This window comes from Rhizobium sp. 22-785-1 (assembly GCF_053521965.1).
The window spans coordinates 81172-99134 of sequence record NZ_JBNWDI010000011.1 but is presented as its reverse complement, the minus strand read 5'-3'; the positions used below and the strand labels follow the sequence as shown (position 1 = coordinate 99134).

Below are 17963 nucleotides of genomic sequence, written 5' to 3'. Positions count from 1 at the left end.
GGTCAGTAGATGCGTGCAGGGCGCGTTGGCAAGGTCTGCGCAAACCGGCTCAGCAGGCTTGCGCAATAGTCCCTAAAACGTGCGGCTACCTCTCAGATTCGCTCACGACGCTTGGCCCCTTGTCTTGTCGCATCTTTTGATCGCAAAACCGTCGCACAGTTTTGCGTGGACCATGCTTTAGATTTTGAGCCGGTAGCGGAGATGGCCGTCGCTCTTGCTATAGCTGTCATAAAGCGCACGCGCGCGCTGATTGCCGTCATCTGTATGCCAGTAAAGTCTGGACCATCCGTTGTCCCGGCAGATGCCGATCAGATCATCGATCAAGGCGCGCCCGATACCTTTGCCGCGGATCTCCTCGTCGATGAACAGGTCTTCAAGATAACAGTCTGGCGTCTTCGTCCAGGTGGATTCGTGGAAATGATGAATGGCGAAGCCGACTGGCCTGTCCTGCAGAACCGCAAGGCGCATGGAAAGGCGAGATGCCGGGTCCATCAGCCTTTCCCAGGTTCGTTCGGTCACGTCTGCTGGCAGATCGACCTTGTAAAAGGCGAGGTAGGCGCTCCACAGGGGCAACCAAGCGTCACGGTCGCCGGTCGTCGCAGCCCTGATGGTGAGCGCCCCAGCCGCTGTCATTCGCCCGCACCCGCGTCGTCGAGGAGTTGCATCATCTCGTCGCTCAGCGTCAGGTCGATAGCACGCTTGAAACTTTCAAGCTGTGAAAGGCTGGTCGCGCTCGCAATCGGTGCGGTTACGGATTTCTTCGCGAGCAGCCACGCAAGAGCGATATCCGCGTGCCGGGCACCGGTTTCCGCCGAGATGGTATCCATTGCCCCAAGAATGGCAAGGCCGCGCGGGTCGAGATAATTGCCAACGCGGTAGGATCTCGCCACGCCTTCGGTATCGGCCTTCGTCCGATACTTGCCAGTCAGGAAGCCCGCCGCGAGACTGTAGTAGTTGATGACGCCGATCTCTTCCTTGGCGCAAAGCTCGGCAAGCGGCCCCTCGAATTTGGAGCGAGTGTAAAGATTGTATTCCGGTTGAAGAACGTCGAAGCGTCCAAGTCCCGTCTGTGCTGCCACCTCGAGTGACGCCTGAAGCTGGTCGGCGTTGTAGTTCGAGCAGCCGATCGCCCTGACCTTCCCCTCTTCCTTCAATCGGGCGAAGGCTCCGAGTGTTTCTTCGAGAGGCACCGCATCATCCGGCTTATGAGCGAGATAAAGATCGATGTAGTCGGTCTGGAGACGGCGCAACGAGTTCTCCACCGCTTCGGCGATCCATTTGGCGCTGAGACCCGTCTTGCGCTCGTTATTATCGAAGCCAACTTTGGTGATGATGATGGCATCCTCGCGCTTGACGGCGCTATGTTTCAACCACTTTCCGATGATTGTCTCGGACTCACCGCCCTCATGGCCTGGTACCCATGCCGAATAGACATCTGCCGTATCGATGGCGTTGAAACCGGAATCAAAGAAAGAATCCAGAAGCTGAAATGACGTTTTCTCATCCGCGGTCCAGCCGAAGACATTGCCACCAAAAACGATTGGGGCGACGGACAGGCCGGTGCGGCCGAGCGTGCGGTTCTGCATGGATGTGCTCCTTTTAGTCTTTCTCGTACCGATGATTTAGCGCTGCATTGTCCGGATGACTATTGATTTCCGTGATCAAGGCATCTCGCAATCGAAGCAAACGCCCGTCACGGAGAGTGGTTTCGAAATGCGCTTGGCGGTCTTTCAAAATGCTGCATCCATATGCGGCGCAGATGGCGCGCAGAGGCAAATCCAGCGCGTTCCGCAACGGTCTCCAGATCGAGCCGTGAGTGGGAGATCATGTCTTTCGCCAGGTTGACCCGGATCAGATTGACGTAATCCACCACGCTCACGCCCGTATATTCGCGAAACAGACGGGACAGATGCCGAGCGCTGAGGTTGGCGTAGTCCGCCAGTCGGGATAGGGTCCAGTCCATGGTGGGATTAGCGACGATAGCGTCCTGCGCACGGTGAATGGACGGGTGAATATGGTTGCGCCCGGAAAGCCAGGGCGAGATTTGCGGGTCATTTGCCGTGCGGCGCAAATAAACGACCATGATCTGCGCGATGCGGGCGGCGATCCCGGGGGAAACCAGCTTTGCAACAAGGTGAAGAGTAAGGTCGATGCCGGTGGAAATACCAGCACTCGAGACACGTCGCCCATCCTCCACGAACAACCGATTTTCCTGCACCTTCGCAAGGGGAGCGATGCGTCTGAGATCCGCGATACCGTCCGCATGGGTCGTACACTGGTAGCCATCGAACAAACCGGCCTCTGCTGCAATTAACGCGCCGGAACAGATGCTGACGATGGTGGTATCGCTGCGCGCGGTCCGGCGCAGCCAATCGGACAGAATTTTCCGTTCTTGGGCATTTTCCTGCTGGCGAGGGGATGCAAACGAGCTGCCCGAGACGAGGATCATCGCGTCTGACGGCAGTGATTCGGGTAATGCCTCCAGGCCGCAGAGGCCAAGACCGATGGTGGTCGTCTGGTTCGGCTGAGCGGCGACATAATGGCAATCGAAGCGGATTTGCTCCTGTTGCTCATTGGCATAGCGCAGCACTTCCAGAGGCCCGGCAACATCTAGCAAGAGTGTCTGCGGCGGCATGACCACGAACACGGGTATCACTTTTGCATCGTTGCCGGGTATCGAATTCATCAGGCGGCCTTTCTTAGAGCAGCCTGAGGTCGATTGTACGCACAAAGGCTGCTCTATCTTTTCGAATCTACGTATCGTGCTTTTGTGACAATCGGTTCTGTTTCAGGCCCGTTGCTGGAGGCTTTCAAGGACATCTGACACTGTCGCGATACGAGCAAATCGTCCCGCCAATACGAGTTCGGTGCGCTTGGCAATGTCGGCAGGTGAGAAGACGTCGCCCGAGGCGTGTGTCATATGGAAGGTGAGGGTCGCTTCTGTAACGTAATCGACCTTATAACCCAGATCTGACGCATGGCGAGCGGTGGTTTCGCAGCATTGCTCGGTGCGGATGCCGGAGATGATGAGGTGATTGATGCCATGCTGCGTCAGCCAGACTTCCAGTCCTGTCCCCACGAAGGCGGAATGGCGGTGCTTTATGAATGTGACGCTAGGCTGGATGCGCAATCCTTCCAACGGACGAATCAAGCCGCTATCGGCTGAAAAGGCTTTGTCACCATCGACGTGAAAAATCTGGACGACGGGAACGCCTTTTGCCTCGGCCTCATCGATCAAAGCCTGCTGGGCAGAGAGGTATCGCGCCAGTCCGGTGTCTTCAAAATAGGGCATGTGCCGGAAGGATTCCTGCGCATCGATGACGATCAGAGCGATAGAAGCGGACAATTTTGTATCTCCAGTTGTTGAATGGATACAAATTTGTTGCCTCAGAAAAAAGGAAGAAACTCTCATCCAAGACGAAAGGAGGACATATCTGGCCATCGTGGTGGGACTCTCAGCCGATAAGAACGCATTCTTTGAAGCATGGGTCTCGCGAAACTGGGGGCTGAATTTAGATATCGATGTGTGAGAAAGGAGCTCGGTTTTTGATCCGAGACGTATCAGGCAATGCGAAAGATCGCGACCTGGTTAGCCGCTGACACGACCCTGACGCGCGCGCCAGTATCCGATCCACGATAACAGGAGTGACGCGCCAGTCGCTGCTGCGAAGGCCAGCGGCCATTGCAAAACAGGGTTGCGGAGCATCAGAAGTGCAAATATGCCATAACTCACGAGCAGACATGTTAAGCTGATACTGGTCGCGAGAAAGCGTCCGATACCACGGAACTCCGGCGCTCTGCGGCAGAAAAACACAATCAGGATAGCAGCAAGACAGGCACCTGCTATCCTGGCAAGGACCACGGAGATGTCGATGCGGGACCACAACAGCCAAGTGGTGCCGGCATCAAGTGCCGCGCAGAATACCTGCAGAAGAAGAAGACGACCGAGTTCCACGCCGCACCTTGCTGATGATCGGCATCCTTATAGATCGATCGCGTGTTGTTGTCAGCCGTGTCTCAGCGAAGCGCCAACACCCCAAAAAAGGCGGCGGCCACGCCAGCATTCAATCCGGCCAACGTTGCAAGTAGCCCGAGAATAGAAACGCCAGGCGCAGCCATCAGGGCGGCATAGGCAAAAACAGCGATGATAAGAATACCAACAAGCGCGATCGCGAGAGTAGAACGTGTTGCCGAAGCGGTTAAGCCGAGGCCAATTCCTAAAATAAATTCCATGATGCCGCTCCTCCCAAAGCGATAAGACATGGCAACTTCTCCTCAAAAGTCCGCGATGTCTCCTCCAAGGCATGCACTTTCAGTTCTGGAGGCTAGCACAGTGTTACAGTTGTGTGAAAGTTTTAATCGAATTATCCCGAAAATGTTACGGTTTGCGAATCGTAGGGCATCGGTTACCATGCGGCATGAGCGATATCTTCAGTCAGCCCGCACTCAGCAACCTCACCGAATTTTCAGTTTCCGAGCTTTCCGGGTCCATCAAACGGACAGTGGAAACCGCCTTCGATCAAGTTCGTGTTCGAGGGGAAATTTCCGGCTATCGCGGTCAACATACCTCCGGTCACGCCTATTTTTCGCTGAAGGACGATCGCGCCCGTATAGACGCCGTCATCTGGAAGGGTAGCTTCTCGAAGCTAAAATTCCGCCCGGAAGAGGGTATGGAAGTGATCGCGACGGGAAAGATCACCACCTTTCCGGGTTCCTCCAAGTATCAGATCGTCATCGAAAGTCTTGAGCCGGCTGGTGCCGGTGCGCTTATGGCTTTGCTCGAGGAGCGTCGTCGCCGGCTCGCGGCGGAAGGCCTGTTCGATCAGGGACGCAAACGCCGTTTGCCCTATATGCCGCAGGTGATCGGTGTGGTGACGTCGCCGACGGGCGCCGTGATCCGCGATATTCTACATCGTATTTCGGACCGTTTCCCTGTTCATGTCCTGGTCTGGCCGGTCAAGGTCCAGGGAGATGGCTCTGGCGAGGAGGTCGCAAATGCGATCCGTGGCTTCAATGCCTTGTCGCAGGGCGGCGACATTCCCCGGCCCGATGTGCTGATCGTGGCGCGTGGCGGCGGCAGCCTTGAGGACCTATGGAGCTTTAACGACGAGATCGTGGTGAGGGCTGCGGCGGAAAGTGCCATTCCGCTGATTTCTGCGGTCGGTCACGAGACAGATACGACCTTGATCGATTACGCAGCGGATGTTCGCGCGCCAACGCCAACAGGAGCCGCGGAAATGGCCGTTCCCGTTCGGGCCGATCTTGAAGCCCAGCTGGCTGGTCTGGCAGCGCGACTCTCCGGTTCCACGCGCCGGCATATGGACAATCGCGCCCAGGGACTTCGTGCGCTTGTGCGCGCACTTCCCTCGCTCGATCAGCTGCTGGCGCTTCCGCGTCGCCGTTTTGACGAGGTTTCTGCGGGACTTGGTAGAGGGCTTGAGCTCAACACGATGAACAAGCGTCGCAGCTTCGAGCGTGCTTCATCCGGTCTGCGTCCCGATGTTCTCACGCACGGATTGCGCCAGCAAAGGCAGCGCGTCAACGAGCGTATGCAGCGTGCGGAAGCTTTGGTCGAAAGACGCCTTTTGCAGGCAAAGTCGCAGGTGTCGTCATCGGACTCTGCCCTGCGCGCCCTGCCAATGCGCCTCTCCGGCCAGCTCGAGCGGCAGAAAGAACGGTTGCTGGCTTCCGTGCGGCGGGCCGATACAGCCGTTCTTCACCGGATGGCACAGAGCAGATCGGGGCTTGCGGCACATGAGCGCATTCTGCAATCGCTGTCTTACAAGAATGTCCTCAAACGCGGCTACGCCGTCATTCGGGATGAGGAAAATCGGCCGCTCACCCGCGCGGCCTCTGTAACGCCCGGTGCGGTAATTTCGGTCGAATTTGCCGATGGCGAGGTTTCGGCCGTTGCAGGTGCGGATGCCCCGCGTTCAACCGAGGTGTCAGCGGCCCAGCTGCGAAGGAAACCGGTCAAGCCAGTCGCCGGTGATCCCGGCAATCAAGGTAGTTTATTTTAAAGCTGCCGATCCGCTTTTGTGTCAGGAGATCGAGTTGTGAGCACCAGCGTCATCCCTGCTCTAACGGTTACCAATAGTCCAAGGGCTGACGACATCGCAGCAATTGGCGCTCACCTTTCTGCGTTCAACGACGCCGATGTTGGCCAGGCCGACAGGGTGCCGCTTGCCGTCATCGTTCGTGGTGAGAGCGGCGCGTTGCTCGCCGGGATCAGTGGATACACCGCTTGGGGCTGGCTTTATGTGCAGTGGCTCTGGGTTGACGAAAGCCTTCGCGGCCAGCAGATGGCGGGCCGCATGTTGACAGCGGCGGAAGAGGAGGCACAGGCGCGTGGTTGTCACTCCGCCTGGATCGATACCTTCAACCCGGTGGCGGAAAAGGCCTACACCCGTCAGGGTTATGAGGTGTTCGGAGAACTTCCGGATTTTCCCATCGGGCGCACCCGGAAGTTTTTGAAAAAGCGGCTTTGATCAGCTTCGAATGAAGCTTACTCAGGCGGCCAGTCGCCCGCCGGTCATCGGCTCGGGCGCCCCCGTGGTCGTCGGGAAGCTGATCGGCATGTTGCGCAGCACTCGTACCGCCAGAAAGGCGAAGCATTCCGCTTCGACGGCATCGCCCCGCCAGCCCAGCGTTTCGGCAGGCTGTGCATCCACACGAGCGCGCTGCGCCAGCATCCTCATCAGCGTCGGGTTGTGGCGCCCGCCACCGCTGACGAACAGCCGTTCCGGCCGCTGCGGAAGGAGATCGAGCGCCTTGCCGACGGCAGAGGCGGTGAAGGCCGTCAGCGTCGCCGCGCCATCTTCCAGCGAGAGGCCGTCGGCCATGCTCGCGCCGAAGTCGAAGCGATCCAGCGATTTCGGGAATTTTGCAGTGAGATAGGGATGCTGTAGAAGCTTTGAGAGGCGCTCTTCGTTGACTTGGCCCGATGCAGCGATCAGGCCGTCACGGTCCATATCGCCACGTCCATGCTGCTTGATCCAGTCATTGATCGGCGCATTGGCAGGGCCGGTATCGAAAGCCACGACATGGCCTTTGCCATCGCTCCAGGTTACGTTGGCAACGCCACCGAGATTGAGGATCGCAGCCTTCCCATCCTGTGCAACGCCTTTCAGCAGTGCCGAGTGGTAGGCGGCGGCAAGCGGTGCGCCTTGGCCACCGGCACGAACGTCTGCGCTGCGGAAATCATAAGCCACCTTGGTGCCGAGAAGCTTCGCCATCAATTCCCCGTCACCCAGTTGACGGGTGGCGCCGAGGCGCCCAGGCTGCGGCGCGCGGTGCAGCACCGTTTGGCCGTGAAAACCGACGACGCCGATATCGGCTAGGGAAAGCCCGGCTTCTGCCACGAGATTGGCAACGGCTGCGGACTGGGCGCGGGTCAGCGCTTCCTCGGCTCGACCGAAGATCTCTGGCTCCGGGCCGTCGAAATTCCATTTGCGCGCTTCAGCCAGCGTTTGCTCCAGAAGCTCGCGGACGGACTGGTCGTAAGGCGCCAGCGTATAGGCACCGAAGCGCTCGACACGCTCTCCATCGGTTTTCAGAAGCGCGACATCGATGTTTCCGTCCAGAACGGTTCCTGTCATCAAGCCAACGGCCCAGATCGGTTCCATGTCGTCTCTCCTCAATGCGTGTTGATCATATCGCCGATGGCAGCCCGCAGGGCAAAAATACCGCTGTCGACATGTCTGCTTGGATGCACCCGGTTGGTAAGAAGGGTCCAGGCGTCGCCCCTGTCGAAATCGACCCAGAGCCCGGTGCCGGTAAAGCCGGTATGGCCGATGACGCTGTCATTGCAAAGCGCACCACCCGACCAGCCATCATAGGGGCGTTCCCAGCCATGGGTGCGCTTTGCCGAACGCGGTTGCCGCATCAGCTGGACGACGGGATCGCCAGCTTTATCACCGTCCAACAGAGATTTTGCATAGTCGAGAACAGCGTCCACCGTGCCGAACAGACCGGCATGGCCGGAGCCTTGCAGCGCGTAACAATTCTCGTCATGCACCTCGCCGCAGATCATCCGGTTGCGCCAGGCGCAGAACTCAGTGGCGGCGGTTTGTGCGGGGTCGCCGTGAAAGGCAAAGCCAGGCCCGGCATCCATCTCGCGGATGCGCTGGCCCGTCAGCCGTTCCAGAGCGATGCCGAGTAGGATGTAATTTATGTCCGAATAGGCGGGCTCACTATCGCGCCATTCGCGCTGAAGGACGAAGGCGCGCAGGCGATCCGGATCGTCGCCATAGGTGTAGATCGGTTCGACCGCCGGAAACGGTGTCTGATGGCCCAGGCACTGGCGGAAGGTGACTTTGCGCTCCCAGCAATCGGGCGCGTATTGTCGGAAATCGGGAATGAGCGTGGTGATGGGGCTGTCGAGATCGATGATGCCGGCGACGGCCAGTTCGAGGATCTTGCGGGTGGTGAAGATGACCTTGGTCAAAGAGGCAAGGTCGAACCAGGTATCGAGCGTCATCGGACGTTCGCCACCGACCTTTTGCGCATGGCCGATCGCCCTTGTCAGGCGGTGGCCGTTATGGTCGATCATGCCGAAGACGCCGCCCGGAATACGGCCCGCATCGACGGCCTCTTTCAGCAGGTCAAAACCAGCGTCGAAAGGGCTCAGGAGTGGTGAGGATGGGTCGACCATGAATGCTTCCTCATCAGTTCGTTGCCGCCGTTTCGAGCTTCACGCGATGGTCTTCGCCAAAATATTGCCAACGCGATGGCTGAGGCTCATACCCTTTAGGACGCAGCAATGTCGGCACGGCCTCGGTATTGAGTTCAAACCGCTCGCGCCGCCGTTCCATGGTCGGCACCGCTGCAATCAGCTTCTTGGTATAGCTGTGTTGAGGATTCGACAAGACGGAGCGGGCGTCGCCGATTTCGACGATCTGGCCCGCATAGAGCACGGCCACGCGGTGGGCGATGCGTTCCACCACGGCCATGTCGTGGGAAACGAAGAGATAGGCGAGATCGCGTTCCTTCTGCAGATCGATCAGAAGATCGAGCACGCGAGCCTGAACCGAGACATCGAGGGCTGAGACCGCCTCATCCAGCACCAGAATGGATGGATCGAGCATCAGGGCGCGGGCGATGCACAGGCGCTGGCGCTGGCCGCCGGAAAACTCATGTGGGTAGCGGGTAAGACTATCGGCGGGAAGACCGACGCGATCGAGAAGCGCTGTCATGCGCGACGTGAGGTTACGGTCGATGCGCATTTCTGCGGCGATAACCGGCTCGGCCAGCAGGCTTTGCACATCGAGGCGCGGATTGAGCGACGCATAGGGGTTCTGGAACACCATCTGCATCGGCGTTTGTGCTTCGGTGGATCGAACCGAATGCGCGCTGAACGATCCGCGGATGGGCTTGACCAGACCCAGCAGGGCGCGGGCGGTGGTGGATTTGCCCGATCCGCTTTCGCCGACGACCGCCAGCGTTTCACCCCGAGATATCTCGAAATCCACCGCTTCCACCGCATGGATGGCGCCTGCGGGGCGGCGTAAGAGCCCGGTGGTTGTCGGGAAGCGAACGGTCAACTCCTTGACCGCGAGTGCTGCAGGCTGATCGGCGTGTTTCAATCGCGGCGAGTCGGTGCGGACATGCTGGCCGTTGGCAAAATGCGGGACGGCGTTCAGCAGATGCTGCGTGTAGCTGTGCTGCGGACGGTCGAGAATGTCGTCCGTCTTTCCCTGCTCGACCACTTTGCCGGATTGCATGACGACCACCCGGTCTGCAATGCCGGCAACGAGGCCGAGATCGTGGGTGATGAAGATCAGGCCAGTCCCGGTGTCGCGCTGAAGCTCGGCGAGAAGCGCCATGATCTGTGCCTGGACCGAAACATCCAGCGCGGTCGTCGGCTCGTCGGCAATGAGAAGGCGAGGGGAGGCTGCGAGCGCCATCGCGATCATCACCCGCTGCAGCATTCCGCCCGAAAGCTGGTGCGGATAGTAACCAAGGCGTCTCGCCGCATCGGGAATGCGCATCCGGTCGAGCGCGCGGAGTGTCTCGGCACGCGCTTCTGGCCCGCCCCTGCCTTGCAGGCGAAAGACTTCCTCGATCTGCTTGCCGATGGTGAGAACCGGATTGAGCGAGGTCATCGGCTCCTGAAAGATCATGCCGATCTCCGACCCTCGGATGCGCTCCATGCGCCCAGTGTCCAGAGTGGCGAGATCTAGCGTCTTTCCATCTGCGAGAGACAGATCGATCCGGCCGCTGGTGATCTTGCCGCCGCTATAATCGATCAGACGGTTGATCGAGAGCGCGGTGACGGATTTGCCCGACCCGCTTTCGCCGACGATGGCAAGTGTTTCGCCTGCATCGAGAGTGAAGCTGACGCCTTCGACGATTGGCTTGATGGCATTGCCGCGACCGAAGCCGACGCTAAGGTTCTGAACTGAAAAAAGTCGAGTCATGAGGCCACCCGTCGCATGCGGGGATCGAGCAGATCGCGAAGCGCATCGCCCAGAAGGTTGAAGCCGAGAATGCCGAGCATGACGGCGAGACCGGGGAAGATCAGCAGCCAGGGCGCCATCTCCATCAGGTTGATGCTATCGGCCAGCATCAGGCCGAGCGAGGAATCCGGCGGCTGCGTGCCAAGGCCGAGAAAGCTCAAGCCCGATTCCGTCAGGAGCGACCAGGCCAGTGCCAGCGTCACCTGCACAGTCAGCGGCGCGACCAGATTGAGCATCAGGTGCCGGGTAAGGATATAGGATGTGGAACTGCCGAAGGTCCGCGCCGCATCGACAAAATCGCGCGCCTTGATCGACAGCGCCGGGCCGCGCACCACGCGGGTGAAGATCGGCGTATAAACAAAGGCAATGGCGAGAATGCTGGTGAAGGTTCCGGGGCCGACGACGGTGATGAAGAGCAGCGCCAGCAGGATCGCCGGGAAGGCAAGCAGAACATCCATCAGCCGCATGACCACACCATCCCACAGACGCCCGACCCATGCGGCAGTCAGCCCCAGAACGGTGCCGATGACGGCGGCGATGCCGACGGAGGAAAAAGCGACGAGGAAAGACTGGCCGATGCCGATCATCAACCGGCTGAGTACGTCACGCCCGAACATGTCGGTTCCCATCCAGTGCGCGGCGCTTGGGCCTTGCAGGCGGTCGATTCGAAACTGTTGCAGCGGATCGTAGGGCGTCAGCCCAAGCCATGCGGCAAATGCCAGCAACAGGTAGATGAGGACGATGGCCGCGCCGACGCAGCCGCTCGGGTGGCGAAGGAGGCGGGAGATCAGCGATGTCATGACCGGTTCCCCAGGCGAATGCGTGGATCGAGCGCCACATAGGCGAGATCGACGAGGAGGTTGACGATCATGAAGTTGAGCGCGATGAACAGCACCGCACCCTGAACCAGCGCATAGTCACGCTGAAGAATGGCCTCGAGCGTCATGCGTCCAAGACCGGGCAGCGCAAAAATTTGCTCGACCAACACTGCGCCGCCCAGCAGATAACCGAACTCGACACCGCAGAGCGTGATGACCGGGATCAGCGCGTTCGGCAGGGCGTGCCGCCAGATGACGTTGCGACGTGCCACACCCTTGCTGCGGGCGGTACGCACATAATCGTCGCTCAGCACATCAAGCATGGCCGAACGGGAAATGCGCGTGACGGAGGCAGTGAAGGACAGCCCAAGTGTCAGCGCCGGGAAAAACAATTGTGAGAGGTTGGCGATCGGATCCTGTGTGAAGGGCACATAATCGCCCATGGCTGGCAGAATGCCGAAGCCTGCCGAGAGGATGTAGATGATGCCGAGGCCAAAGACGAAGCTCGGGGTCGATTGGCCGATCATGGCGAAGATGCGCACGCTGAGATCCGAGCCCCGGCCATTGCGAGTGGCGGCAAAGACGCCGAGCGGTAGGCCAAGGACAAGCGCAATCGCTACCGAAAGGCAGGCGAGTTCCAGCGTCAGAGGGAAACGCTGGAGGATAACGTCGAGTACCGGCTTGCCATAGGTGACCGAGAGGCCGAGATTGCCTGAGACGACGCCAGAGAGCCAGCGGCCATATTGCACTAGCCAGCCCTGATCGAGGCCGAAATAGGCGGACAGTGCCTGCTTCTGCTCCGGTGTCAGAAGCCCGGCTTCCGTGCCGAGCATGGCAGTGATGGAATCGCCGGGGACGAGGCGGATGGCGACGAAGACCAGAACGGAGACACCCAGCATCACCAGCGGGAATGTCACGAGACGTCTTAGCAAGTAGGTCATTTCGTCATCCGCCTCATGCACGCATTACTTCAGGGTGACCTTGGCAAGGCCGAAGAGCGAACCGTCCGGTGTCGCCACGAAGTTTTCGACATTCTGCTGCTGGGCCGTGTAGGAATAGCCGGTGTAGAGCCAGATCCATGGCGAGACTTCGGCGAGGTGCTTGTCGAAGGCGGCGAAGATTTCCTTGCGCTTGGCAATATCGGTTTCGACACGGCCTTTTTGCATCAGATCATCCAGCGTGTCGTCGATATAGTTCGCGACCTTCTGAAGGTTTCCGGCCTTGGTCCAGTAGCGGTTATACATGGTGTAGGGGTCGGCCCGTCCGCCGTTCAGCGCCACCGCCATGTCGAAATCACCCTTCAGCCATGTGTCGACATAGACGTTGAGCTCCATCATCTTGATGTCGAGATTGATGCCGATTTCCTTCAATTGCGACTGGATGACCTGAGCTTCGGCAGCTGCGGTCGGCGGTTCACCAGTGGCGGCAATCACGGTTGCGGAAAAGCCGTCCTTCAGCCCAGCATCGGCCATCAGCTTCTTCGCCTTTTCCAGATCCTTCTTGTAACAGAAGAGGCTGTTCGGATCGGAGCGATAGAGCGGCATCGTCAGCGGCCCGGTGACTTCGCCTTCGCCAAGCAGAGCCGTATCGAGAACGTCCTTACGATCGATGGCGCAGGAAATCGCCTGGCGCACGGCAAGCTCTGTCATCGGCTTACGCGAAGGGTTGAGCTGCAGTGCGTGGTACGAGAGAACCGGCTTGCGGTTCAGCGTCAGCCCGGAAACTTTCGGCACGAGGGTCGCAACCAGCGGGTCGTTCAACAGGGCGAAATCCACCTTCTTGGCGCGTAGCGCCGCAAGAATGGCGTTTTCATCCGGCAGCACGCTGATGTCGATGCCCTCGACGCCCACCTTGCCGCCGGCCCATTCCGTATTGGCTTTGAGCACTTCCTTCTGGTTCGGTTCCCACTTTTCCAGCTTGAACGGACCGCTGCCGATGGCAGCCGTACCGATCTTGCCAGCGGTAATTTCGGAAGCCGGAACGATGGCCGCATTGACGCTGCCCATAGCGGTGAGCAACGGCACATCCGGCTGCGACAGATTGAAGACGACCGTCGCAGCATCCGGCGTATCGATGCTGGCAATCGAGAGATAGTTGGCGCGTGCGGATGCACCCGTCGCCTGATCGAGGATGCGCTCAAAAGAGGCTTTTACGTCTGCCGAGGTCACGGCTGCGCCATTGTGAAACTTGGCTGCTGGATCGAGCTTGAATGTCAGCGTCTTGGCGTCGGGAGAAAATGTCCATTCCTTGGCGAGCGCCGGCACCACCTTGAGATCGCCATCCAGGCGGACAAGGGGTTCGTAAATCAGTTCCAGCAGGCGGATGGAGGAAAAGGCCGTCTGCTTGTGCGGGTCGAGGCCTGTCGCATCCTGTGCCCATGCCATTTTCAAGGTGGCGGCAAATCCGGGTGCGGCGGTGGCTGTCAGAAGGCTCCCGGCGATTGCCGCACAAGCCAGCCATTTTCGAGCGATCATCGTCATGCTTATTCTCCCTCTGGTTGGCCGATCCCGTCCTTTTCAAACGCCGGGTATGCAGCACGTCTTGCGTTCAATTGGTTGATTCAGTCAGCGCCTTGCGCAAAAATCCGTCATTGCGAACCAGCGCGGCTTCGGCCTCTTCCCGATTTAATCCGCTCAGAATCATCAGGATTGCGAGCTTCACATTGTTGCCGCTGACCGTCAGTTGATCTTCCGCAATGTCCGCCGAGCACCCCGTTGCCTCCATGATGATACGGATCGCGCGGGCGCGCAGCTTCTGATTGCTGATGGTCAGATCGACCATCAGGTTCTCGTAAGTCTTGCCGATGCGGATCATGCTGGCGGTCGTCAGCATGTTCAAGACGAGCTTCTGCGCCGTGCCGGATTTCAGCCGAGTCGATCCGGTCACAACCTCCGGCCCGACGACGGGCGCTATGGCGATATCGGCCATGTCCGCCAGCGTCGAATGCGGGTTGCAGGTGAGCGACACGGTCTTTGCGCCGATGGATTGCGCATAGGTCAGCGCACCGACCACGTAAGGCGTGCGCCCGCTCACCGCGATGCCGACCACCACATCCTTTGCGGAAAGATCGATCTCCGCAAGATTGCGCTTGCCTTCCTCCACATCGTCCTCCGCGCCTTCGACCGCATGCAGAATGGCACGCGGCCCACCGGCAATCAGACCGACAACCATGCCTTCCGGGACGGAAAAGGTGGGAGGGCATTCGGAGGCGTCGAGCACGCCAAGGCGCGCGCTGGTGCCGGCCCCGATATAGATCAGCCGTCCACCGCTGCGAAAGGCGCGAACGATCTCTTCGACGGCTTCAGCAATCTGAGGAATGACGCGAGCGACCGCCTCGGGAACCAGCGCATCGTCCCGGTTCATCACCTTCAGGATTTCTTCCGTTGGAAGCAGATCGATCGACATGGAATTGGGGTTGCGAGCTTCAGAAACCAGCTGCTCTAGTTCCGCCATCAGGTGCAGGTGCGACATGGATCCTCACTCGATTTTTTAACAGATTACGATCGTATATTCCGCATGTCAATCAATGCTGGAATATATTATTCCATTCAAAGCGGCGAAAGGTTCACCGGGATTGCGTTCAGGATGACATGCGTTTTGCCAGGATTATGGCACCGGAAACGGCGTCGCCATCTGCAGGTTTCAACCGCTTGCGCACGTCGGGAGCAAGCCACGGCTCCAGTGGTCCGGACAGGCCACCAAGCAGGGTCACGGCTGGTGCGCCATACTCGATGAGGCGGCGCACGAGCCCGTCTATATGGCCAGCCCCGGATTGAACGATCTGCCGGGCTGCCGGGTCTCCATGATCGGCGTGACGCAGGACAAGGGGCGCGAGGGTCGCGTAATCTGTCGCTGTTGCCTTATCCATCCAGCCAACGATATTCGCGGGGAGGTTATCGAAGCGGTTCAAAACTTCGGAGAGAAGCGCCGTCTTGTCGCGCCGCCCATCAAAGGCCATGAGCGCGGACTGGATCGCCTTCAACCCCATGTCGGCCCCACTGCCTTCGTCGGAGATCGGGAAGCCGTATCCACCTGCCCGTTTTTCTTCGCCTGCGACCAGTGCGAGCCCAATGGAGCCGGTCCCTGCAATGACGATCCCGCCATCACGACCCGAATGAGCGCCAAGGCATGCGGCAGCGCCATCTGAGGTAAAGTAGATGTCGGCGAAGGGATGGGGCAGGGCTTGCAATTGTTCGCGCGAGCCCGCACGCGTCAGGCCAGCAATGCCGATGCCAGCCACGACATTCGGCGCGCCGGAAGGATCAAGCCCAGCCTCTTCGGCCGCGCCCGTCCAGGCGCGAAGTACGGACGCCCATGCGTTGGGTACGCCAAGACGCGTCGTGGCCGGACCAGACAATCCTTGCCCGATAACGTGGCCTGCCTCATCGACGATTCTTGCCCGGCAGCCGGTGCCGCCTCCATCGACGCCGAGATAAAGTCTCTGATCGCTCCTCGGCTCAGTCATAGGGACACGCGACGAATGTTGGCGCCGCATTGGGCGAGCTTTCGGTCAAGCTGCTCATAACCGCGATCGAGGTGATAGACGCGCTTGATGATAGTCTCACCCTGCGCGGCAAGTGCCGCAAGCACGAGGCAAACCGAAGCGCGCAGATCGGTTGCCATCACCGGCGCGCCCTTCAGGGATTGCTGTCCGCGAACCGTCGCGACGGAGCCATTGAGCGCAATGTTCGCGCCCAGCCGGGACAATTCCGGCACATGCATGAAGCGGTTTTCGAAGATTGTTTCGCGGATGACGCTGGCACCATCGGCAATCGAGGCCATTGCCATGAACTGCGCCTGCAAGTCCGTCGGGAAGCCTGGGTAAGGCTCGGTGGTGAAATCAGCAGGCTTGATGCGCTCACCGCCTTCGACCACAACACCACGATCACCGGGCCAGATGGTAGCGCCCATACCTTCCAGGACCTGCAGGACCGATGAGAGATGCTCCATGCGTGCGTTGACAAGCTCGATGCGACCGCCCGTTATCATCGCCGCTGCCGCATAGGTTCCGGCCTCGACGCGATCCGGAATGGCGTGATGGCTTGCCGCGCGCCAGCGCGTGCTTCCCTTGACCAGAAGCCGATGCGTGCCAGCGCCCTCGATCTCAGCGCCCATGGCAGAGAGACAGGCGGCAAGATCGACGACTTCCGGTTCACGCGCCGCATTGAGGATTTCGGTTTCGCCGGTGGCGCAACAGGCCGCCATCAATGCCGTTTCGCTGGCACCGACGGAAGGGCCGGGCAGGACGACGCGGGCACCTTTAAGTCCATTCGATGCCGAAGCAACGATATAGCCACCTTCCACGGCAATTGTTGCGCCAAGGGCCGAAAGAACTTTCAAGTGTATATCGACAGGTCGTGCGCCAATCGCGCAGCCGCCGGGCAACGACACCCGCGCAGAACCGAAACGGGCAAGCAGTGGTCCAAGCACGAGGATAGAAGCGCGCATCTTGCGAACGGTCTCATAATCGACTTCGCCCGGCGTCACGTTTTGCGCATTGATGACGGTGCCGCCCGCATGTCTTTCGACCCCGGCACCATAAAGTGAAATGATGCGCAGCATGTTGTCGACATCCGACACCTTCGGCAGGTTCGTCAGTTCAAGGGGATGCGGGGAGAGAAGGGCGGCGGCAATTTGCGGCAGTGCAGCGTTCTTGGCGCCCGCAATCGGGACCGCGCCATCAAGCCTCGTTCCGCCGGTGATATGCAGCTCATCCATAAAAAGACCTTCCGGGTCAAAACTGATGCTGAAATCTGGATAGCCAATCATAAGATAAGCGCTATAATATTCCAGAGAATTTTTGATTTACGAATATCTTATTCCGGTCGGAGGAACGCGATGTCCGTGTTGAAGGTCATCCAGGCGAAGTTGGAATTCATGACGGATGCGGAGCGTCAGATCGGCCAGTTCATCGTCGATGATCCCGATCGCATGGTGCAGCTTTCTTCCGCCGAACTCGCCGCTGCCACCGGCCGCAGCCAGTCCAGCGTGGTGAAATTTTCGCAGAAGATCGGTTATGACGGCTATCAGCAGCTGAAACTCGCTGTCACTAAGGCCAAGGCGCAGGAATGGCGTGTTCCGTCTGGCATGATCCACGGGACGATCGATGCGGGCGATAACTTCGTCACCATCCAGCAGAAGCTGGTGGCAAGCAAGGTCTCCGCCATGCAACAGACCATGGAGGTGAATGCGGAGGATGCGGTCACCGCTGCGGTCTCGGCTATCGCGTCGGCAAGGCGCATCCATCTCGCCGGCATTGGCGCGTCCTCGCTGGTGGCGCGTGACTTTTCCTACAAGCTTCTGAAGCTCGGGCTTGTCGCTTTGATGGACCGCGATCCGCATGTGCAGATGGCGAATGCCGCTTCGCTCAACCACCGCGACGTTCTGTTCGCGATTTCCCAATCCGGCTCCACCAACGAAACCATCTGCCTTGCGGAACTGGCGAAAAAGGGCGGTGCGACGGTGGTCACGCTGACAGGCCTGCACGGCAACAAGCTCAGCCAGATTGCCGATATCACTCTCCACACCGTTGCGGACGAGGAGCGCGTACGCTCCTCTGCCATCACCTCGCGCGATGCGCAGCTTGCGATTTGCGATCTGGTCTTCCTGCTGCTGATCGCCAAGATTCCCGGCGCCAATGAGGCAATTCATGCCAGCGAGGCGGCGGTCTCGGTTCTCAAATCCTGAG

18 protein-coding genes are annotated in these 17963 nt (G+C 59.4%); 3 read left to right on the top strand and 15 right to left on the bottom strand.

The window, feature by feature from the left end; translation table 11 throughout:
- Positions 1-177 precede the first annotated feature (177 nt).
- The 6 genes from ACQZ5M_RS19470 to ACQZ5M_RS19445 form a co-directional block, all read right to left on the bottom strand.
- Complete coding sequence (locus tag ACQZ5M_RS19470) at positions 178-633, bottom strand: N-acetyltransferase family protein (RefSeq protein ID WP_449080595.1); 456 nt, start codon at positions 631-633, stop codon at positions 178-180.
- Positions 630-1586, bottom strand: a complete 957-nt coding sequence (locus tag ACQZ5M_RS19465) for an aldo/keto reductase (protein WP_449080594.1) — start codon at positions 1584-1586, stop codon at positions 630-632. The genes ACQZ5M_RS19470 and ACQZ5M_RS19465 overlap by 4 nt, the downstream gene beginning before the upstream one ends.
- A 107-nt stretch (positions 1587-1693) precedes the next feature.
- Positions 1694-2686: a GlxA family transcriptional regulator gene (locus ACQZ5M_RS19460; RefSeq protein WP_449080593.1), complete on the bottom strand. Its 993-nt coding sequence runs from the start codon at positions 2684-2686 to the stop codon at positions 1694-1696.
- Positions 2687-2788: 102 nt separating this feature from the next.
- Entirely contained in the window at positions 2789-3346 is a 558-nt protein-coding gene (locus tag ACQZ5M_RS19455; protein ID WP_296102940.1) for a cysteine hydrolase family protein, read from the bottom strand.
- A gap of 243 nt (positions 3347-3589) precedes the next feature.
- The gene (locus ACQZ5M_RS19450; RefSeq protein ID WP_296102938.1) at positions 3590-3955 is read right to left on the bottom strand and encodes a hypothetical protein; all 366 of its coding nucleotides are present in this window, start codon (positions 3953-3955) and stop codon (positions 3590-3592) included.
- 62 nt (positions 3956-4017) lie between these two features.
- Positions 4018-4263 (bottom strand): hypothetical protein, encoded by a 246-nt coding sequence (locus tag ACQZ5M_RS19445; RefSeq protein ID WP_279873017.1) that lies wholly within the window; start codon positions 4261-4263, stop codon positions 4018-4020.
- Between the two features lie 155 nt (positions 4264-4418).
- On the opposite strand from ACQZ5M_RS19445, the gene xseA reads away from it, so the two are divergent.
- Both xseA and ACQZ5M_RS19435 read left to right on the top strand, forming a co-directional pair.
- Entirely contained in the window at positions 4419-6020 is a 1602-nt protein-coding gene (gene xseA / locus ACQZ5M_RS19440; RefSeq protein WP_296102933.1) for an exodeoxyribonuclease VII large subunit, read from the top strand.
- A 93-nt stretch (positions 6021-6113) separates the two neighbouring features.
- On the top strand, positions 6114-6488 hold the full coding sequence (locus ACQZ5M_RS19435) for a GNAT family N-acetyltransferase (RefSeq protein ID WP_449080605.1): 375 nt from the start codon (positions 6114-6116) through the stop codon (positions 6486-6488).
- Positions 6489-6509: 21 nt separating this feature from the next.
- Here the strand turns inward: ACQZ5M_RS19435 and ACQZ5M_RS19430 are convergent, their stop codons facing one another.
- The 9 genes from ACQZ5M_RS19430 to murA all read right to left on the bottom strand — a co-directional run bounded on the left by ACQZ5M_RS19430 (position 6510) and on the right by murA (position 16993).
- Positions 6510-7625, bottom strand: coding sequence for an anhydro-N-acetylmuramic acid kinase (locus ACQZ5M_RS19430; protein WP_296102926.1), 1116 nt, complete (start codon positions 7623-7625; stop codon positions 6510-6512).
- Positions 7626-7636: 11 nt separating this feature from the next.
- Entirely contained in the window at positions 7637-8653 is a 1017-nt protein-coding gene (locus tag ACQZ5M_RS19425) for a serine hydrolase domain-containing protein (protein WP_296102924.1), read from the bottom strand.
- 13 nt (positions 8654-8666) lie between these two features.
- Entirely contained in the window at positions 8667-10418 is a 1752-nt protein-coding gene (locus ACQZ5M_RS19420) for an ABC transporter ATP-binding protein (RefSeq protein WP_296102921.1), read from the bottom strand.
- Positions 10415-11257, bottom strand: a complete 843-nt coding sequence (locus tag ACQZ5M_RS19415; protein WP_296037531.1) for an ABC transporter permease — start codon at positions 11255-11257, stop codon at positions 10415-10417. The genes ACQZ5M_RS19420 and ACQZ5M_RS19415 overlap by 4 nt, the downstream gene beginning before the upstream one ends.
- Entirely contained in the window at positions 11254-12216 is a 963-nt protein-coding gene (locus ACQZ5M_RS19410) for an ABC transporter permease (RefSeq protein WP_449080592.1), read from the bottom strand. Before ACQZ5M_RS19410 ends, ACQZ5M_RS19415 begins: the two co-directional genes overlap by 4 nt.
- Positions 12217-12240: 24 nt before the next feature.
- The gene (locus tag ACQZ5M_RS19405) at positions 12241-13755 is read right to left on the bottom strand and encodes an ABC transporter substrate-binding protein (protein WP_449080591.1); all 1515 of its coding nucleotides are present in this window, start codon (positions 13753-13755) and stop codon (positions 12241-12243) included.
- Between the two features lie 67 nt (positions 13756-13822).
- The gene (murQ, locus tag ACQZ5M_RS19400; protein WP_296082930.1) at positions 13823-14746 is read right to left on the bottom strand and encodes an N-acetylmuramic acid 6-phosphate etherase; all 924 of its coding nucleotides are present in this window, start codon (positions 14744-14746) and stop codon (positions 13823-13825) included.
- Between the two features lie 109 nt (positions 14747-14855).
- Positions 14856-15740 carry a BadF/BadG/BcrA/BcrD ATPase family protein gene (locus tag ACQZ5M_RS19395; RefSeq protein WP_449080590.1) on the bottom strand — a complete coding sequence of 295 codons (885 nt, stop codon included), beginning with the start codon at positions 15738-15740 and terminating at the stop codon, positions 14856-14858.
- Positions 15737-16993, bottom strand: a complete 1257-nt coding sequence (gene murA, locus ACQZ5M_RS19390) for a UDP-N-acetylglucosamine 1-carboxyvinyltransferase (RefSeq protein WP_296022347.1) — start codon at positions 16991-16993, stop codon at positions 15737-15739. The genes ACQZ5M_RS19395 and murA overlap by 4 nt, the downstream gene beginning before the upstream one ends.
- 120 nt (positions 16994-17113) lie before the next feature.
- On the opposite strand from murA, the gene ACQZ5M_RS19385 reads away from it, so the two are divergent.
- Positions 17114-17962 (top strand): MurR/RpiR family transcriptional regulator, encoded by an 849-nt coding sequence (locus tag ACQZ5M_RS19385; protein WP_449080589.1) that lies wholly within the window; start codon positions 17114-17116, stop codon positions 17960-17962.
- Position 17963 lies beyond the last annotated feature (1 nt).

Coding starts and splice junctions, on each gene's coding strand:
- ACQZ5M_RS19470 (WP_449080595.1), bottom strand. CDS start 633: ATGACAGCGGCTGGGGCGCTCACCATCAGGGCTGCGACGACCGGCGAC.
- ACQZ5M_RS19465 (WP_449080594.1), bottom strand. CDS start 1,586: ATGCAGAACCGCACGCTCGGCCGCACCGGCCTGTCCGTCGCCCCAATC.
- ACQZ5M_RS19460 (WP_449080593.1), bottom strand. CDS start 2,686: ATGAATTCGATACCCGGCAACGATGCAAAAGTGATACCCGTGTTCGTG.
- ACQZ5M_RS19445 (WP_279873017.1), bottom strand. CDS start 4,263: ATGTCTTATCGCTTTGGGAGGAGCGGCATCATGGAATTTATTTTAGGA.
- xseA (WP_296102933.1), top strand. CDS start 4,419: ATGAGCGATATCTTCAGTCAGCCCGCACTCAGCAACCTCACCGAATTT.
- ACQZ5M_RS19430 (WP_296102926.1), bottom strand. CDS start 7,625: ATGGAACCGATCTGGGCCGTTGGCTTGATGACAGGAACCGTTCTGGAC.
- ACQZ5M_RS19425 (WP_296102924.1), bottom strand. CDS start 8,653: ATGGTCGACCCATCCTCACCACTCCTGAGCCCTTTCGACGCTGGTTTT.
- ACQZ5M_RS19420 (WP_296102921.1), bottom strand. CDS start 10,418: ATGACTCGACTTTTTTCAGTTCAGAACCTTAGCGTCGGCTTCGGTCGC.
- ACQZ5M_RS19415 (WP_296037531.1), bottom strand. CDS start 11,257: ATGACATCGCTGATCTCCCGCCTCCTTCGCCACCCGAGCGGCTGCGTC.
- ACQZ5M_RS19410 (WP_449080592.1), bottom strand. CDS start 12,216: ATGACCTACTTGCTAAGACGTCTCGTGACATTCCCGCTGGTGATGCTG.
- ACQZ5M_RS19405 (WP_449080591.1), bottom strand. CDS start 13,755: ATGACGATGATCGCTCGAAAATGGCTGGCTTGTGCGGCAATCGCCGGG.
- murQ (WP_296082930.1), bottom strand. CDS start 14,746: ATGTCGCACCTGCACCTGATGGCGGAACTAGAGCAGCTGGTTTCTGAA.
- ACQZ5M_RS19395 (WP_449080590.1), bottom strand. CDS start 15,740: ATGACTGAGCCGAGGAGCGATCAGAGACTTTATCTCGGCGTCGATGGA.
- murA (WP_296022347.1), bottom strand. CDS start 16,993: ATGGATGAGCTGCATATCACCGGCGGAACGAGGCTTGATGGCGCGGTC.
- ACQZ5M_RS19385 (WP_449080589.1), top strand. CDS start 17,114: ATGTCCGTGTTGAAGGTCATCCAGGCGAAGTTGGAATTCATGACGGAT.